Source organism: Clostridium sp. (assembly GCF_036642255.1).
Lineage (GTDB): Bacteria > Bacillota > Clostridia > Clostridiales > Clostridiaceae > Clostridium_J.
The window spans coordinates 1-16,879 of record NZ_JAVWDJ010000035.1; the positions used below are offsets into that span (position 1 = coordinate 1).

Annotated in this window: 14 protein-coding genes; 4 read left to right on the forward strand and 10 right to left on the reverse strand. The window is 30.4% G+C overall.

Going from position 1 to position 16,879, the window contains the following annotated elements:
• From RR409_RS15685 to RR409_RS15695, 3 genes are all read right to left on the reverse strand, one after another.
• On the reverse strand, positions 1 to 1,262 hold a 1,262-nt coding region (locus RR409_RS15685; protein ID WP_332558714.1), incomplete at its 3' end, for an amidohydrolase family protein.
• Between the two features lie 11 nt (positions 1,263 to 1,273).
• Positions 1,274 to 1,705, reverse strand: coding sequence for a hypothetical protein (locus RR409_RS15690; RefSeq protein ID WP_332558715.1), 432 nt, complete (start codon positions 1,703 to 1,705; stop codon positions 1,274 to 1,276).
• A 256-nt stretch (positions 1,706 to 1,961) separates the two neighbouring features.
• Positions 1,962 to 2,678 (reverse strand): ribonuclease H-like domain-containing protein, encoded by a 717-nt coding sequence (locus RR409_RS15695; protein ID WP_332558716.1) that lies wholly within the window; start codon positions 2,676 to 2,678, stop codon positions 1,962 to 1,964.
• Between the two features lie 386 nt (positions 2,679 to 3,064).
• Between RR409_RS15695 and RR409_RS15700 the strand changes: the two genes are divergently transcribed.
• The 3 genes from RR409_RS15700 (at position 3,065) to RR409_RS15710 (ending at position 5,363) form a co-directional block, all read left to right on the forward strand.
• On the forward strand, positions 3,065 to 3,292 hold the full coding sequence (locus RR409_RS15700; protein ID WP_332558717.1) for a ferrous iron transport protein A: 228 nt from the start codon (positions 3,065 to 3,067) through the stop codon (positions 3,290 to 3,292).
• A gap of 2 nt (positions 3,293 to 3,294) precedes the next feature.
• Positions 3,295 to 5,070 (forward strand): ferrous iron transport protein B, encoded by a 1,776-nt coding sequence (gene feoB / locus RR409_RS15705; RefSeq protein ID WP_332558718.1) that lies wholly within the window; start codon positions 3,295 to 3,297, stop codon positions 5,068 to 5,070.
• Positions 5,071 to 5,225: 155 nt separating this feature from the next.
• Positions 5,226 to 5,363, forward strand: a complete 138-nt coding sequence (locus tag RR409_RS15710) for a FeoB-associated Cys-rich membrane protein (protein WP_332558719.1) — start codon at positions 5,226 to 5,228, stop codon at positions 5,361 to 5,363.
• Between the two features lie 27 nt (positions 5,364 to 5,390).
• Here the strand turns inward: RR409_RS15710 and argS are convergent, their stop codons facing one another.
• The 3 genes from argS to RR409_RS15725 form a co-directional block, all read right to left on the reverse strand.
• The gene (argS, locus tag RR409_RS15715; protein WP_332558720.1) at positions 5,391 to 7,082 is read right to left on the reverse strand and encodes an arginine--tRNA ligase; all 1,692 of its coding nucleotides are present in this window, start codon (positions 7,080 to 7,082) and stop codon (positions 5,391 to 5,393) included.
• Between the two features lie 708 nt (positions 7,083 to 7,790).
• Positions 7,791 to 9,407, reverse strand: coding sequence for an ATP-binding cassette domain-containing protein (locus RR409_RS15720; protein WP_332558721.1), 1,617 nt, complete (start codon positions 9,405 to 9,407; stop codon positions 7,791 to 7,793).
• A gap of 269 nt (positions 9,408 to 9,676) precedes the next feature.
• Positions 9,677 to 11,038, reverse strand: coding sequence for a DEAD/DEAH box helicase (locus tag RR409_RS15725; protein ID WP_332558722.1), 1,362 nt, complete (start codon positions 11,036 to 11,038; stop codon positions 9,677 to 9,679).
• Between the two features lie 314 nt (positions 11,039 to 11,352).
• On the opposite strand from RR409_RS15725, the gene lexA reads away from it, so the two are divergent.
• Positions 11,353 to 11,952: a transcriptional repressor LexA gene (gene lexA / locus RR409_RS15730; RefSeq protein WP_332558751.1), complete on the forward strand. Its 600-nt coding sequence runs from the start codon at positions 11,353 to 11,355 to the stop codon at positions 11,950 to 11,952.
• Positions 11,953 to 12,277: 325 nt separating this feature from the next.
• Here lexA and RR409_RS15735 read toward each other — a convergent pair whose 3' ends face one another.
• The 4 genes from RR409_RS15735 to mutL form a co-directional block, all read right to left on the reverse strand.
• Positions 12,278 to 13,561 (reverse strand): methionine gamma-lyase family protein, encoded by a 1,284-nt coding sequence (locus tag RR409_RS15735; RefSeq protein WP_332558723.1) that lies wholly within the window; start codon positions 13,559 to 13,561, stop codon positions 12,278 to 12,280.
• Between the two features lie 123 nt (positions 13,562 to 13,684).
• Positions 13,685 to 13,945 (reverse strand): RNA chaperone Hfq, encoded by a 261-nt coding sequence (hfq, locus tag RR409_RS15740; protein ID WP_332558724.1) that lies wholly within the window; start codon positions 13,943 to 13,945, stop codon positions 13,685 to 13,687.
• Positions 13,946 to 14,014: 69 nt separating this feature from the next.
• Entirely contained in the window at positions 14,015 to 14,962 is a 948-nt protein-coding gene (miaA, locus tag RR409_RS15745; protein ID WP_332558725.1) for a tRNA (adenosine(37)-N6)-dimethylallyltransferase MiaA, read from the reverse strand.
• A gap of 19 nt (positions 14,963 to 14,981) precedes the next feature.
• Positions 14,982 to 16,877: a DNA mismatch repair endonuclease MutL gene (gene mutL / locus RR409_RS15750; RefSeq protein WP_332558726.1), complete on the reverse strand. Its 1,896-nt coding sequence runs from the start codon at positions 16,875 to 16,877 to the stop codon at positions 14,982 to 14,984.
• Positions 16,878 to 16,879 lie beyond the last annotated feature (2 nt).

Consider the following 16,879-nt stretch of genomic DNA (forward strand, 5'->3'; position numbering starts at 1 on the left):
AAAACTCCTATTTTTAAAATATCTTTACCATTTAATTCTTTAATCACAGAATCTTCAAGAACTGCTTCTCTAAGAACTTTTATAGTTTCAAGAGACTGAGGTTTGCATTTTATCACATTTATATTTCTACCATCACATTTAATTTTGAAGCTATCTTCAGAAACAAAATCCATATTAATGGAATTTTTCACTTTAAAGGAACTTTTCTTAGTATTTTTAATAACTTCAATATCCATTCCGTTTTTTATTACTTTTACTATATCTACCATCTTTAGATTCTCAATAACTACTAAATCACCTTTATATCCAGGAGCTATAGCCCCTCTATCTTTTAATCCAAAACATTGTGCAGCATTGTAACTAGAAATAGTGAAAGCCTTAATTGGATCCAATCCCTCCCTCATAGCAATCCTTAAGGAATTGTTAATTGAACCTTCTTCCATTAAATCTTCTAAATGTCTATCATCAGTACAAAATAAAAATCTATTATAATTATCATTATTCACAGCTTTAATTAAGGAAGTAAGATTTTTAGCTGCAGAGCCTTCTCGAATGATAACGTACATTCCTTTTTTTACTTTTTCAAGAGCTTCCTCCGGTGTAGAACATTCATGGTCCGTTTTTATTCCAGCAGTTAGGTAAGCATTTAGGGATAAGTCATGTATAGATGGCGCATGTCCATCAATATTTTTATTACTAGACATAAGGATTTTTTTTAGCATATCTTCATTTCTATTCAAAACTGCTGGTACATCCATAACTTCCCCAAGTCCAAGAATTCTTTCATGGTTAATTAAAGGTTGTAACTCTTTGTATCCTAAGGTGTGTCCATTATCTTCAAAAGGTGTGGCTGGCACACAAGAAGGCAACATATAAAATATGTCTAGTAGTGCGTTTCTAGAATTTTCAAGCATGAATTCTATTCCCTTAATACCTTCCACGTTAGCAATTTCATGAGGATCTGCCACCACTGTAGTAACTCCATTTCTAAGGGCTACAGTAGAATACTTTTCTGGTATAATCATTGCAGATTCTATATGCACATGAGCATCTATAAACCCAGGCACTACATATTTATTTACGCAATCAATCTCAATGTGCCCTTCATATTCTCCAATACCCACAATGGTATCCCCACAGATACCTATATCTCCATTTTCAAGTTTTTGTGTAAAAACATTAATAAAGGTAGCATTTTTAAGAACGAAATCACATTTTTCTTGTTTCAGTGCTACTTTAATTTTCTTAGATAAATTTCTCATGCTTTACCCCTTTAACTATTTTGCAATATTTTATCTAGTTCATCTTTATACACTTTTACAATATTATTTTCTTTTAACTGATGTAATTCTTTTGGTATATGTTGTAACACCTTATTTTTTATAATGTTTAATATAGTATTTTTATAAAGATATTCTACCGGCTTTCCAATAACTAAGTTTTCCACTTCGTAAACTCTAAAAGCCCTCTCATTATTTTTCTTGACGCTAAGTTTATATTCCTTAACCTTATTTTCTTCCTTTAATAGATGAATAGTGATATTAATCTTTGGGGTTAATAAATCTATATTAGTATCCAGTTCTAAATATCCTTTGTTTTCACATTGTTTTTCCAGGGTTGATGTAATACATTCTTGTTTCTGCTCTCCATTTGTTAAGTCCTTATTAACACCCTTATTTCCTTCCGTAAAAACCGTAAAATTCAATAAAATGACCCCCTATCACATCATGTAGCATTTAATTTTTTCTAATAAATATGTTATTAATATGTTATTATGAAAACCTTAAATATATAACTGATAAGTGACATTAATAAATTTATTAATTTTTAAAGTTCTAATGGTATAAAATTACCTTAAATAAACTTATATTAAGAGAACTCAATGAAGAAACTACACATTTATCCAGTTTCTTTATTCCATTACATAAAAAAACTGAACTAGAATTGTCCTCTAGTTCAGTTCAATTAAAATTATCTTTAACTGTGCTATCTTCTACTTTACCCTCGATATCTTTCTCAATAATAGCAGGCTTAACTACATATTTCTTCCAGTTTACATATATGTAAAATAAGCTTACTACATCCTGCATATTGTAAAGTAGAATTTTCTCTTTTTTCTCTAATGGCATTCTAGAGAAGTAATCTTCATCCTTCATTATCTTACCAAAGGTTTTAGCTAAGTTTGAACCACTTATAAGTTCACTCTCTCTAGCAATTCCAAAAATACCTTCTAAATTTTTTAATCCAATGGAGCTTCCAATATCTTGCTCATATTTCTTTTGAAGATCAATTTGAGTAAAATTTTCACTTATTTTATAGCCAATGTTGTGTTTGTTTAATAAGTAATTTATTACTATAAAGTCATTGTTACCAGAAAATGTCACAATATATTTTTTATTATATTTCTTTTTCATTTGTTCAAAGTAATTTTTACTCATATTCAAGAGGTTTTTTAGTTCATATTTATTTTCAAGCATATATTGTGTAGCTTTAAGCTCATTTGTAGTTGTATCGTAATAAGCTGCACCAAACACTCCTATACAAACAGGTTTCTTATATACATAATGCTCTAAATCAAAAAAAATAGCATCTCTAAAAAATTCTTTATTTCCTTGTATGTCCAAACTATTTTCCACACTAAACTCTTCAACACTTATGGTTTCTTCTTTTATAATCACTATATCACTCTTTTCTAAATTATATGTCTACACTTAATGTAACAAGAGAATTTGGGTATCTGAAAAAATAACAATTCGTAGATGAAATAGATATTATGCCTTCACCTGACAGGTCATAATGACAAGAAAACAAGCACCATGCAGGTTTGTCACAAAATATTCTAACATTCTTAAGGTTATTTTTAAAGATGCCTTACTAAGATAAACTTAATTATACCACATTTTAGCACTTAGTTTCTATAACTACCTATAGTAATTATATTAGTATTTTCAGAAATTATTATTCATATTAGTTTTTTTCGCTATGATACTTAAAACCTATTGACAATTATTCTCATTAAAATTATAATAATATTGAGAATAATTATCAACAAGGAGTGAATTTCATGAGCATATTCGATTTAAAACCTGGTATGAAGGGTTATATAAAATATTTAAATTGCGATGAAAAATTAACCAAAAGACTTTTAGCTTTAGGTTTTATAGAAGGCACAGAAATATCAGTGAAGAATGCAGCACCACTAGGTGATCCGATAATAATAAATTTAAGAGGAACAGATTTAGCAATTAGAAAGAAAGATGCTAAAAATATTCATATTATGGAGGCAATTTAGGGATGAAAACTATAGCATTGTTAGGTAATCCTAATGTAGGTAAGACAACCCTTTTCAATGCATTAACTGGTTCAAATCAGTATGTAGGAAACTGGGCTGGGGTAACCGTAGAAAAGAAAGAAGGATTTCTAAAAAAAGACATAAACATCGTAGACTTGCCAGGTATCTATGCTATGGACACGTTTTCCAATGAAGAAAAAGTATCAAAAGAATTTTTGAAAAGTGGCAATGTTGATCTCATTGTAAATATAGTAGATGGTTCAAAGCTAGATAGAAATCTATACCTAACCTCCCAACTAGCACAATTTAACAAGCCAATATTATTAGTAGTTAATATGATAGATGTAGCAAAATCAAAAGGAACTCATATTGATTATAATACTCTATCTAAAGAGCTTGGTGTTACAATAATGCCGATTTCAGCTACTAAAGGTGAAGGAATTGATAAGTTAAAAGCCTTTATGGAAAAAGGGGATTATTCTTCCTTAGATATGTCAATAAATAAAAAACATAAATTTGAATCTATGGATGAGAAAGCTACCTATACTTACATAGGAAACATATTAAAAACTTCAGTTGAGGGCACCAAAATCGGTATTGAAACTGCAACAGAAAAAATAGACAAACTAGTTCTTAATAAATTTTTAGCTTATCCTATATTTTTAGGACTTCTATTTTTAATATTTAAGTTTACATTTGAATGGGTAGGAGGTCCACTTCAAGAGCTTCTTGATGGCTTCGTCAGCGGAACTTTTGTTTCTTGGGTAGAAATACCTTTGACAAATTCAAGCGATTGGTTTAAGTCATTAATAATAGATGGTATTATTGGTGGAGTTGGTTCCGTTATAGTTTTCTTGCCTATTATATTAGCACTTTTCCTTGGAATAACCTTCCTCGAGGATAGCGGTTATATGGCAAGAGCTGCTTTCATTATGGATAAATTAATGAGAAAATTAGGCCTTTCTGGAAAAGCTTTTATACCACTTATAATGGGCTTTGGATGTTCCGTTCCTGGAATCATGGCTGCAAGAACACTTGAAAGTGAAAAGGATAGAAAACTAACATCATTAATATTACCTTTCATGTCTTGTAACGCAAGACTTCCTGTTTATGGATTGTTTACAGCAGCTTTATTTTCAGCTAATGAAGCCTTAGTGATATTTGGGCTTTATCTTCTTGGAATCTCAGTTGCATTTATAATTGCTCTTATTTTTAAGCATACTATATTTAAAAAAGATGAAGAGCCATTTATCATAGAGTTACCTGAATATAAATTACCTGAACTTAAAAGCTTATTAATACACACTTGGGAAAAAGGTAAAGGCTTCTTAAAAAAAGCTGGAACATTAATTTTCTCAATATCTGTATTAGTTTGGTTCTTATCAAACTTTAACATGAGTGGAATGACTGATATTAACACTAGTTTTTTAGCAGATATAGGTAGATTTATTAATCCAATATTTGTACCTCTTGGTTTTGCTTCATGGCAAAATTCTGTAGCGCTTTTAACTGGGCTTATGGCTAAAGAAGTAGTAGTTAGCACACTTGGTGTACTGTATACAGGAGAACTTGTTGATCAGATTGCAGCAAACTTTACTACAATCACAGGATTGTCCTTCCTAGCATTTACATTGCTTTATACACCATGTGTTTCTGTAATAGCAACAATGAAAAAAGAGTTTAGTAGTAAATTTGCACTTTTCTCAGTGGTTTATCAATTTGCTGTGGCATGGATAGTATCATTCTTAGTTTACAACATAGCACAGTTCATACTTTAACTTGGGCTTCTACTAAAAAAATCTTAAATTGATCCATAAGTTATTCATTAACTTTATGGGTCAACATTTTATAGCAATGGAATTTAGTTGTGCTAAGGTACCTTAAAGAACTTATTGAAAATAAATTGTTTATTAATTAAAAGAGGTGAATATTTATGGAAATACTTATAACTGCCATAATTGTAATATCTGCAGGAGCAATTCTTTATAGAAATCTAAAGCGGAAATCAAAAGGTAACTGTGAATGTGGAAGTTGTACCTCAAAGTGCCCTAAATATGAGGAAAGAGATTAAAAGTTAAACTTTTAATCTCTTTTTTTATTACATCTTTTCTACTACATCTAGACCGATTAATTTTAATCCATTGCTTATTACTTGTAGAGTTGCTTTTACTAAGTTTATTCTTGCATTTTTAGTAACTTCATCTTCTGAATTTGCTATATTATGAGCATTGTAAAATTTATTGAAGGCTTTAGCAACTTCAATTACATATCTTGTGATCATTGAAGGCTGAAGCTTATCTATTGCTGCATTAATAGCCTTATGGAAACCTTCAAGCTCTTTTACAAGTTCAAATTCTTCTTTTGAACTAAGCTTACTATAGTTCAATTCTCCAACAGTGTCTCCAACTTTTCTTAAAATGCTCCTACCTCTTGCATAAGTGTACTGAACATAAGGGCCTGTTTCACCTTCAAAGCTTAACATTTCATTCCAGTCAAAAACTATATCTCTTTCCCTGCTATTTTTAAGATAAGTGAAAATCATTGCACCAATTCCAACCTTTTTAGATACATCTTCCTTATTTTCAAGGCTTGGATTCTTTTCATTAATTACATCTAGAGTTTTAGCCACAGCTTCATTTAATAATTCATCTAGTAAAATTACATCTCCCTTTCTTGTAGAAAGTTTCTTATCAGCAAATCTTACAAGACCGAACTCTACATGCTTACAATCATCAGCCCATTCATGTCCCATAAGTTTTATTGTGGTGAAAACTTGTTTGAAATGCAGCGATTGATCTTTTCCCACAACATAAATATTCTTGTAAAAATCGTAGGTTTTCTTTCTATAGAAAGCAGCGGCTAAATCACGGGTTGCATATATAGTTGCTCCATCTGCCTTTTTGATGATGCATGGTGGCATATTGAATTCTTCAAGCATTACGACTTTAGCACCATTACTTTCAGTTAACAATCCCTTTTGGAAAATTTCATCTACCACTGTATCCATCTTATCACTATAGAAGCTTTCTCCCGCATAAGAATCGAAGTTTACATTTAATGTTTCGTAAAGCTTGCTAAACTCCTTCAAGCTTAATTCTCTAAACCTAGTCCAAAGTTCAACTGCTTCCTTATCTCCATCCTCGAGTTTTTTAAAGTATTTTCTTCCTTCATCTTCTAACTCTGGATTAGCTTCAGCTTCATCATGAAACTTAACATATATCCTTAGAAGTTCTGCTATAGGTTCTTTCTCTAGAGCCTCTTCGTCACCCCATCTCTTATATGCTGAAATAAGTTTACCAAATTGTGTTCCCCAATCACCTAAGTGATTAATTCCAATAGCATTATATCCTTGGAAGTTAAATATCTTGTAAAGGGAATTTCCAATAACAGTGGTAAACAAATGTCCTACATGAAAGGGTTTCGCAATATTAGGTGAAGAGTATTCTACGATAACATTCCTTCCCTCTCCAACCTTAGAAGCTCCATAATTCTCACCTTCTTGCAAAATCCTTTCAATTGTTGTTTTAATAAAGGCTGACTTATCTACAAAAAAGTTTAAGTATGGTCCAAAGGTTTCGATTTTTTCGAAGCCTTCACTTGGAAATTTTTCTTTTAAATCTGTAGCTATGGCATTTGGAGCCTTTCTCATTGTTTTTGCTAATTGAAAACATGGAAATGCAAAATCTCCCATTTCAGGTTTAGGTGGAATTTCCACTAATCTTTCAATAGCTTCCAAATCCATATCTATATATTTGCTTAAATTTTCTACAATTAGATTTTTATAATTCATTTTATCTCCTCCTATTTAATTAAAATTACTTTTATTCTAAATCCTCACAAAAATTTTGAACTCCTTGATTTAACTTCGTTAATATATTTTTCATTAGAATATATCATTTCACCATTTGCAACCCTTAAGCTTTAAGTATTTATCCCAAAGCTTTTATAGATAAGGACATAAAAAACCCGTCTCTAAAAAATAGAGACGGGTTTATCCGCGGTACCACTCTGATTGACTAAAAATAGTCCACTCAAAAACTTAACGCTTATCAGCGACTAACCCTATACAAGTAACACACTCTTTCAGGTAGCTTCTCCAAGGTTCTCTTCCTACATAAATATATAACTTATGCACTTATATGTTACCACATTCGCTTCTTATGTTCTTACAAGGCTTCCACTCTGTCCTTGCTCGCTTTAAGACTTATAAGAAAGTACTGTCCTTTTCATTGAATTTTATTAATTATTAACTTATATTTATAAATGGTATTATAAAAGCTACTTTATTAATTGTCAATAGCTTATCCATGTATCAATAGATTTTATTATTCCATAAGTAATTTCTCTAATAAGATAAAATTCCATCAACATTAAAATTATAATAACAAAAGAATACAGTATGTTTAACATATGCATGTTTTATAAAAGTATATAATAAAACAAATACTAATTTAAATTAGTATTTGCCTTATTATATGCAAAGTTTTCACATATGAAACTAAATTTTATACATTTCTTGAACTTTTTTCTGGATTTCATCATTTTCAAGGTATTCATCATAAGTCATAGTTTTATCCATAATTCCATTAGGTGTTATTTCAATTATTCTATTTGCTATAGTTTGAATAAATTGATGGTCATGAGATGTAAATAATATAGTTCCACTGAAACTTGTAAGTCCATTGTTTACAGCTGTAATTGACTCAAGATCAAGGTGGTTAGTTGGTTCGTCTAAAATAAGCACATTTGCACTACTTAGCATCATTTTAGATAACATACAACGAACCTTTTCTCCTCCAGATAAAACAGATGCTTCCTTTAATGCTTCTTCTCCTGAGAATAACATTCTGCCTAAGAATCCTCTAATAAAGCTTTCTGCCTTTTCTTCTGAGAATTGTCTTAACCAATCTACTAAGTTAAGCTCACATCCATTAAAATACTCAGAGTTATCTTGTGGGAAGTAAGCTTGAGATGTGGTTATTCCCCATTTGAAACTTCCACTATCTGGCTCCATTTCTCCCATTAAGATTTTAAATAGAGTTGTTTTAGCTATTCCATCACCGATAAAAGCTATTTTATCTCCCTTATTAACCATAAATGTTACATCATCTAATATCTTAACTCCATCTATAGTTTTGCTTAAGTTTTCTATCATTAATAAATCATTACCAGCTTCTCTTTCAGGTTTGAAACCTACAAATGGATATCTTCTTGAAGATGGTTTTATATCATCTAATGTTAATTTATCTAGTTGTTTTTTTCTACTAGTTGCTTGTTTTGCTTTAGATGCATTAGAACTAAATCTCGCAATAAAGGCTTGTAAATCTTTAATCTTCTCTTCTTTTTTCTTATTTTGATCTTTAGCCATTTGAAGTGCTAATTGACTAGACTCATACCAGAAATCGTAGTTACCCACGAAAACTTGAATTTTACCAAAGTCAACATCTGCCATATGCGTACATACTTTATTTAAAAAGTGTCTATCGTGTGATACAACAATTACTGTTCCTTCAAAATCCATTAAGAAGTTTTCAAGCCATGAAATAGATTTTATATCTAAATGGTTTGTAGGCTCGTCTAGTAAAAGGATATCCGGATGTCCAAATAAAGCTTGTGCAAGAAGTACCTTCACCTTTTCTGAACCATTTAAATCCTTCATCTTCTTATTGTGAAGATCATCTGTTATTCCAAGTCCCATTAATAGAGTTGCAGCTTCACTTTCAGCTTCCCATCCGTTAAGTTCTGCGAATTCCCCTTCAAGTTCAGAAGCTTTCATTCCATCTTCATCTGTAAAGTTTTCTTTAGAATATAATGCATCTTTTTCATCCATAATTTCAATTAATCTAGAATGTCCCATCATTACTGTTCTTAAAACTTCAACTTCATCAAATTCAAAGTGGTCTTGCTTTAGTACTGCAAGTCTTTGGCCAGAAGTAATAGACACATCCCCAGTATTAGCTTCAATTTCACCAGATAATATCTTTAAAAAAGTTGATTTACCAGCTCCATTAGCTCCAATCAAACCATAACAATTTCCTTCAGTAAATTTTATATTTACATCCTCAAAAAGCTTTCGCCCACCATATCTTAAACTTACTCCAGTTGTACTAATCATAATTTTCCCTCCATATATCAATAAAAAAGTTTTACCTGTGACTAGGTAAAACCTTTTTAATTTTCTTCAGTTACACACATAGAATTTATTATAACACATTGCTCAGAATTATTCTACGGTAATTACTAAATTATTTTAACTTTTAAAAATACTACCTTTACAAGTAATGAATCACAACGATAAACTTGATCAATTGCACTCATTAGAATAAAAATTCCTAGAATTTATTTTTTCTAAAAACATAGAAATTATAATCCTACAACTATTACTTATTTTTGTTTATTTTTTGATTTAAAACTAGGTTTGTTATTGGATTTATTTCCTTTAAAGCTACCATTCTCATTTGTACTTTTTCTAAATGACTCACTTGCATTACTTGTTTTATTGTTCTTAAACTTATCCATATTACCTTCTAACTTATTATTTTTATTTTCCAAATAAGATTTCTCACGAGTTTGCACTTTAGAAGTTTCAAGGGTAACCTTTGGTATATACCTTGCATCCATAACCTTACCATGAGACAATTCTACATAATCGATTTTTATATTAAATTGATTCTCAATCTTTCTAATTTTAGGTACTTCTTCATCAGTTACAATTGAAATTGCTATCCCTTTATTGTTGGCTCTTCCAGTTCTTCCTGTTCTATGTAAATAATCCTTAGGCTCATCTGGTATGTCTATGTTAATTATATGACTTACTCCTTCTATATCCAATCCCCTTGCTGCAAGATCAGAAGCTACCATTAGGTTTATCTTTCCTGATTTAAAATCATCCATAACTTTTTTTCTTTCGTTTTTAACAAAAGCTCCGTGTATTCCATCAGCTCTAAGTCCATGAAATTTAAGTTTAGACGATAATATTTCAATTTCATCTGTCTTGTTTATAAATGCAATGGCCTTTGTTGGCTTTAGTGCTGCCATAATTTTTCTCAGCAATAGAATTTTATCACGCCTGTCACAAACCATGAAAACATGATCTATATTTTCACTTACTTTAACATTTTCGTCTTCCTTAATAACTTTAGGTTCTTTCATAATAGTATTTCCTATTTCAACCACCTCTTGTGATATAGTAGCTGAAAACATTAAGATTTGACGTTGTTTTAAAGTAGTCTTTATAACAGATTTTACTGTATCAATATTGTTCTCATCTAGCAGTCTATCACACTCATCAATTACCACGGTTTTAACTGTATGAGCCGATATTTTTTTAAGCTTTATTAATTCTAAAATCCTTCCTGGGGATCCAATAACAAACTGTGGCTTTTCCCTTAAAGCTTCCACTTGTCTTTTTATATTTACATTTCCGATAATTACAGTAGAAGTCAAATTTAGTCCTGAATTATCTTTAATACTTTGTATTACGTTATTTACTTGAACTCCTAATTCATGAGTAGGTGCTAAGATTATAAATTGATTTTCTCTTTTCTCATACTCTACTTTTTCTATTAATGGCAATAAATAAGCTAAAGTTTTCCCACTTCCTGTTTCTGATTGCGCAATAATATCTAAATTCTCAAGTATACTTGGAATTGTTGAAGTTTGTATTTTTGTTGGTTCCGTAATTCCTACCTTTACTAATGCCTTAGTTACTTCATCGTTTATTTTTAAGTCTAAAAATCCTGACATTTTATCATCTCCATTTATTATATTAAATTCATTACATCCAAAACTTTTGAATAAGCTTTCAAATCTATTTAAGTATAAAGTAACTTTAACTTATTTAAAAGAACATTATTTCCAATGAGCAGATTTAAGTGCAGCTTATAAACCAATATGCAAAGTTTTTATCCTTTATAATTATTTACAAATTTGACTAAATTTATTTCCATGTGTATTATATTAATTCAGTTGGCAAAAATTCAAAATATAGAACATAAGTTTGATATTTACTCACAACTATGATATAATATACCTGAATGAGAGGTGTTCTTATGATTGAAATGAAAAGCAATAAGCAAAGTGAAATATACGAATTTATAAAACAACAAGTTGCTAGTAAGGGATATCCACCTTCCGTTAGAGAAATTTGTGAAGCTGTTAATTTAAGTTCTACTTCTACTGTACATGGTCATCTTTCAAGATTAGAAAAAAAGGGACTAATAAAAAGAGACCCTACTAAACCAAGAGCAATAGAGCTTCTTATGGAATCACCAATAAGAAAAGAACTTATTGATATACCTATTGTTGGTAAGATTACTGCAGGAGAACCAATTCTTGCTCAAGAATCTATTGAAGATTTTCTAACCTTGCCACTTAACTTTGTGAAAAGTAGTGCCGAATTATACATACTAAGAGTTTCAGGCCAAAGTATGATAGAAGCAGGAATTTTTGATGGAGATTTAGCTATTATAGAAAAAACCTCTACCGCAGTTAATGGTGATATAGTAGTAGCTCTAATAGAAAATGAAGCTACTATCAAGAGATTTTTTAAAGAAGATGGATACATAAGATTACAACCAGAAAACTCTTCTATGAATCCAATTTTAGTTAAGGATTGTCAAATCCTTGGTAAACTTTCAGGATTATATAGAAAATATTAAGAAGCTGTTTTGCAGCTTCTTTTTCATTGCTAAAAACTTCAACATCTATTGCCTTTAGCATCTATTTAAAAGTTCAAATAAATAGATATATAAGTGTTGAAGATAACACCTTAATTTATTCATCTTCAAAAGCCTGTGATATTTAAAGTGAGCTCATATATAAGGCAAGTTTTGATTTTGTTTCCCAATAATTACATATAAAAATATAATTTTATATACAAAAGCGTACCAATGCACGCTTTTGTTCTATCTTATAGATAATAACTATATTGCTTAGGCTAAAAATCAATGATTATTTTCACAAGTAAATTAAGATATATTGTGCCTAATTTAATATCTTAGATAAAGATATTAACACACCGATTTTTCCGTGATCGAAGGTTAATCCGCCTTGAAGATATGCAATATATGGTTCTCTTATAGGTGCATCTGCTGATAACTCAATGGAGGCCCCTTGAATAAATGCTCCAGCTGCCATGATAACTTCATCTTTATAGCCGGGCATATCCCATGGTTCACATTCCACAAAGGAATCAATAGGAGAGCCTGCTTGAATTCCTTTGCAAAATTTAATAAGCTTTTCCTTATCATTGAATTTAATAGCTTGAATAATATCACTTCTTTTATCATCATATTTAGGCAAAACTTCAAACCCAGCAAGTTCCATTATTCTTGCGCAAAATATAGAGGTCTTAACTGCTTCCATAGCTACATGTGGCGCTAAGAATAACCCTTGAAAGAAAGATCTCATAACTCCAAAGGTTGACCCACATTCTCCCCCGATTCCAGGTATGGTTAATCTATAGGAAGCTTGAGTAACATACTTTTCTTTTCCAGCAATATATCCACCTGTTGGAGCTATTCCTCCACCAATGTTTTTTATTAAGGAACCTGCTACTAAATCCGCCCCCACATCAGTAGGTTCTATAGTTTGGATAAATTCACCATAACAGTTATCAACAAAGCAAATAATTTCTCTATCTATAAGTTTAACAGCATCAATAATTGGCTTTATTTCCTCCACAAGAAGTGATTTTCTCCAACCATAGCCAGTTGATCTTTGAATATGTACTAATTTTATAGTAATATCTTCTTTTAAAACTTTTATCATGTACTCGATATTAACTTTTTTATTTTCATCAAGTTCAATTTGTTTATAATTAACTCCATACTCTTTTAGTGATCCTATATTTTCATCACCACTTATGCCAATGATATTATGTAAAGTATCATATGGTGTTCCACAAACACTAAGCATAGTATCTCCAGGTCTTAAGTTGCCAAAAAGTGCTGCGCCTATGGCATGAGTACCATTCACAAAGTGCGGTCTAACTAAAGCACTTTCTGTGTTAAATATTCTTGCATACACCTTATCTAGTGAATCTCTACCTATATCTCCATATCCGTATCCTGTAGAATTAGTAAAATGCATATCACTTATTCGCTCCATTTGAAGAGCATTAAGCACTTTTAATTGATTAAATTCTCTTATATTATCTAAAATATGAAATTGCTCATTTACATCTTCAATAGCTCTTTCATATAAGTCCAAAGCCTTGGTATTGATTTTATATTGTTTTTGTAAAAACTCTTTAGTTAATTCTAACATTATAATTACTCCTTTTATAGAATTTCCTAAATATACTATCATATAATTGCATATTAATCAAATTTTAAAGGTATTTTGGAAAAGTGCGTAAAAAAATACACCCTAGGGTGTATTTTTAAAGAACTATTCCTCATTTTGTTCAGAAGGATTATTGAATAATATTGCTTTTAATGGTGTTATAGTAGATATAGCATGCTTGTAAATAAGCATTTGTTGCTTTCCATCATTATTTGAAGTCACACATAAAACTACTGTAAAACTGTCAAATCCAGTTACCGTACCTCTAATTTGAAACCCATTAGTCAAATGAATTGTAACAGGAATTTTATTTTTTCTAGCTCCATTTAAAAATATGTCTTGTAAATTGTTTGTAGATTTACTCATACCCGCGCACCTCCATAACTATAATTAACTATTCTATAACTGACGAAAAAATCCTCTTTATGTTAGAAATTATTTACAGTCATTAGACCTTTTTTCATTGAAGTCTTTTATTATATATTCTACAATTTCATCTTCACTAGAAAACTTGTCTTTATCAACCCAATTAACCCTTGGATCTTTCCTGAACCATGTTAGTTGTCTCTTTGCATAATTTCTACTAAATTGTTTTATCATCTCTATAGATTTTTCAATAGTAATATCACCATCTAAGTAGGCTAAAATTTCTTTGTATCCTATACCTTTCATAGATTGCATATCAGAATTATATCCTTCTTTGCGTAATCTTATAACCTCATTTAATAAACCTTTTTCAAACATTATATCAACTCTTTGATTTATTCTTTCATAAAGTTTCTCTCTATTCATATTGAGAACGTAGTAATGAACCCTGTATGGAATATTATACACATCTTCTTCTTTTGCAAATTCTGTTATAGGTTTTCCTGTTACTTTATAAACCTCTAAGGCTCTGATTACTCTTTTTAGATCATTTGGATATAATTTGTTATAGCTTTCTATATCTATGTCCTTTAACAAACTATGCACATATTCATTACCTTTTTGCTGCGCAAGATCTGAAAGTTCTTCCCTATACTTTTCATCTCTGTTTGTGTCAGCAAAGTTATAGTTATAGATTAGTGAGTTAATGTAAAACCCTGTTCCTCCTACAATCATTGGAAGCTTATTTTTCGCACTTATATTTTCAATATCTTTTTCTGCATATCGCTTAAACATCGCAACACTAAACTCTTCACTTGGGTCTACAATGTCAATCATATGATGAGGTATTCCTTCCATTTCTTCTTCAGATACCTTTGCTGATCCAATATCCATTTTCTTATATATTTGCATGGAGTCTGCGGAAATAATTTCACCATTAAGACTCTTTGCAAGTTTAATAGAAATCCCCGTCTTACCTACTGCTGTAGGCCCTGCTAAGATAAAAATATCTGTCATAAATTTGTTCCACCTTACTTTATTGTATTCTTTTAAATCTTTTCTCTAATTCATGTAAAGTAAATTTAATTATAGTTGGTCTACCATGAGGGCATGTGAAAGGTTCCTCTAAATATCTCATCTCCTGTGTTAGGGCTTCCATTTCTTGTTGAGATAATTTATCATTTGCCTTTACTGCTGCCTTACAAGCAAGAGATGCTATTTTATTATATTTTACTTCTGTAGTCTTTCCACTGCCAAGAGATTTTATATTTTCAATGATTTCATAAAATAAGTTCTTTAAATCTGGCTTCCCCAAAAACATTGGAACCTCTCTAATTGCAATAGAATTTTCCCCAAAAACTTCTATGTCAAACCCACAGTTTTTAAAAATATCTTCATTGTCAATATAATAACTATAGTCATCATAGGTCAATTCTATAACAAGAGGAGTTATTAAGATTTGGCTTATTACCTGGGCCTTCGCTATGGATTTCTTATATTTTTCAAAAAGCATTTTCTCATGAGCTGCATGCTGATCTATTAAATAAAGTTCCCTATTATATTCAGCAATGATATAACTATTATTAAACTGTCCAATAACTTTAACTTGCGGAAACTTAGGTTCAACTTTTTCATTATCTCTTATAATTTCTTCCTCAGGTTTGTTATTATATATTCCCTTGTGAGCAAAATCTTCATATACCTTTAACTCATTAGGATTTTGAAAACTTTCCTTATAATCTAACTTCTGAAATTTTTCCTCTGCGACTTCCTTGTTTCCATTGTTTTCTTTAAAATAACTATGTTGAATTTCTTCGGGTCTTTCATATTTTATACTATTAAAATCTATAGGGAGTTGCACAGTAGTATTTTCCTTATACTGCATATTTTCATTTTTATATTGGTATTTATCGTCATCAGCTTCTATGTTAAAAGTGGATCGTAGACTCTCCTTAAGTGCACTATGTACCCCATCAAACACTAATTTGAAAAGAGTTTTTTCATCAAAGAACTTTATTTCAGCTTTTGTAGGATGCACATTAGGATCTATGTAATCAGGAAAAATATCTATATAAGCAACGAAAAAAGGAAACTTATTTACCGTAATAAAGGATTTAAAGGCATTTTCAACAGCTGCAGTTATTAAACTACTTTTTATTAATCTTTTGTTTACAAAAATACTTTGTCTATTCCTACTTCCTCTACTTATTTCGCTATTCCCAATAAAACCATGAATAGATATAATATCACTATGATTTTCAAAAGGAATTACATTATCATATACTTGTTTCCCATATAAAGTTCTCACTGTATCTATTAAATCGCAGGTACTTAAGCTTTTAAAAACTTCTTTCCCATTACTAAAAAATTTAAAAGTCACACCATAATTTCCTAGAGCTAATCGTAACATCAAATCGTTGATTAAACTATTTTCTCTTTGGGGTGATTTTAAAAATTTTTGTCTTGCTGGAACATTATAAAATAAGTCTCTAACTTCAATAATAGTTCCAACATTGCATCCTACATCTTTTATATATTGAATTTTACCACCTTCAATATACATTTCTTTACCAAAATCAAACTCCGCTATTCTGCTTATAATTTTAACCTTAGAAATTGCAGCAATACTCGGTAGAGCCTCTCCCCTAAAACCAAAAGTACTTATAGCAAATATATCATTTATATTTGCTATTTTACTTGTACCATGAGGCATAAAGGCTTTTTCTATATCATCAGGATGAATGCCTTGCCCATCATCACTTATTCTGATAATACTACTTCCACTTTCCTCAATTTCTATTGTTATATTTTTACTTCCTGCATCAATACTGTTTTCTACCAGTTCCTTTACTACAGAACTGGCTCTCTCAACTACTTCTCCAGCAGCTATTTTATTTGCAGTATCTTGGGTCAGCAAATTAATTCTTTGCATTA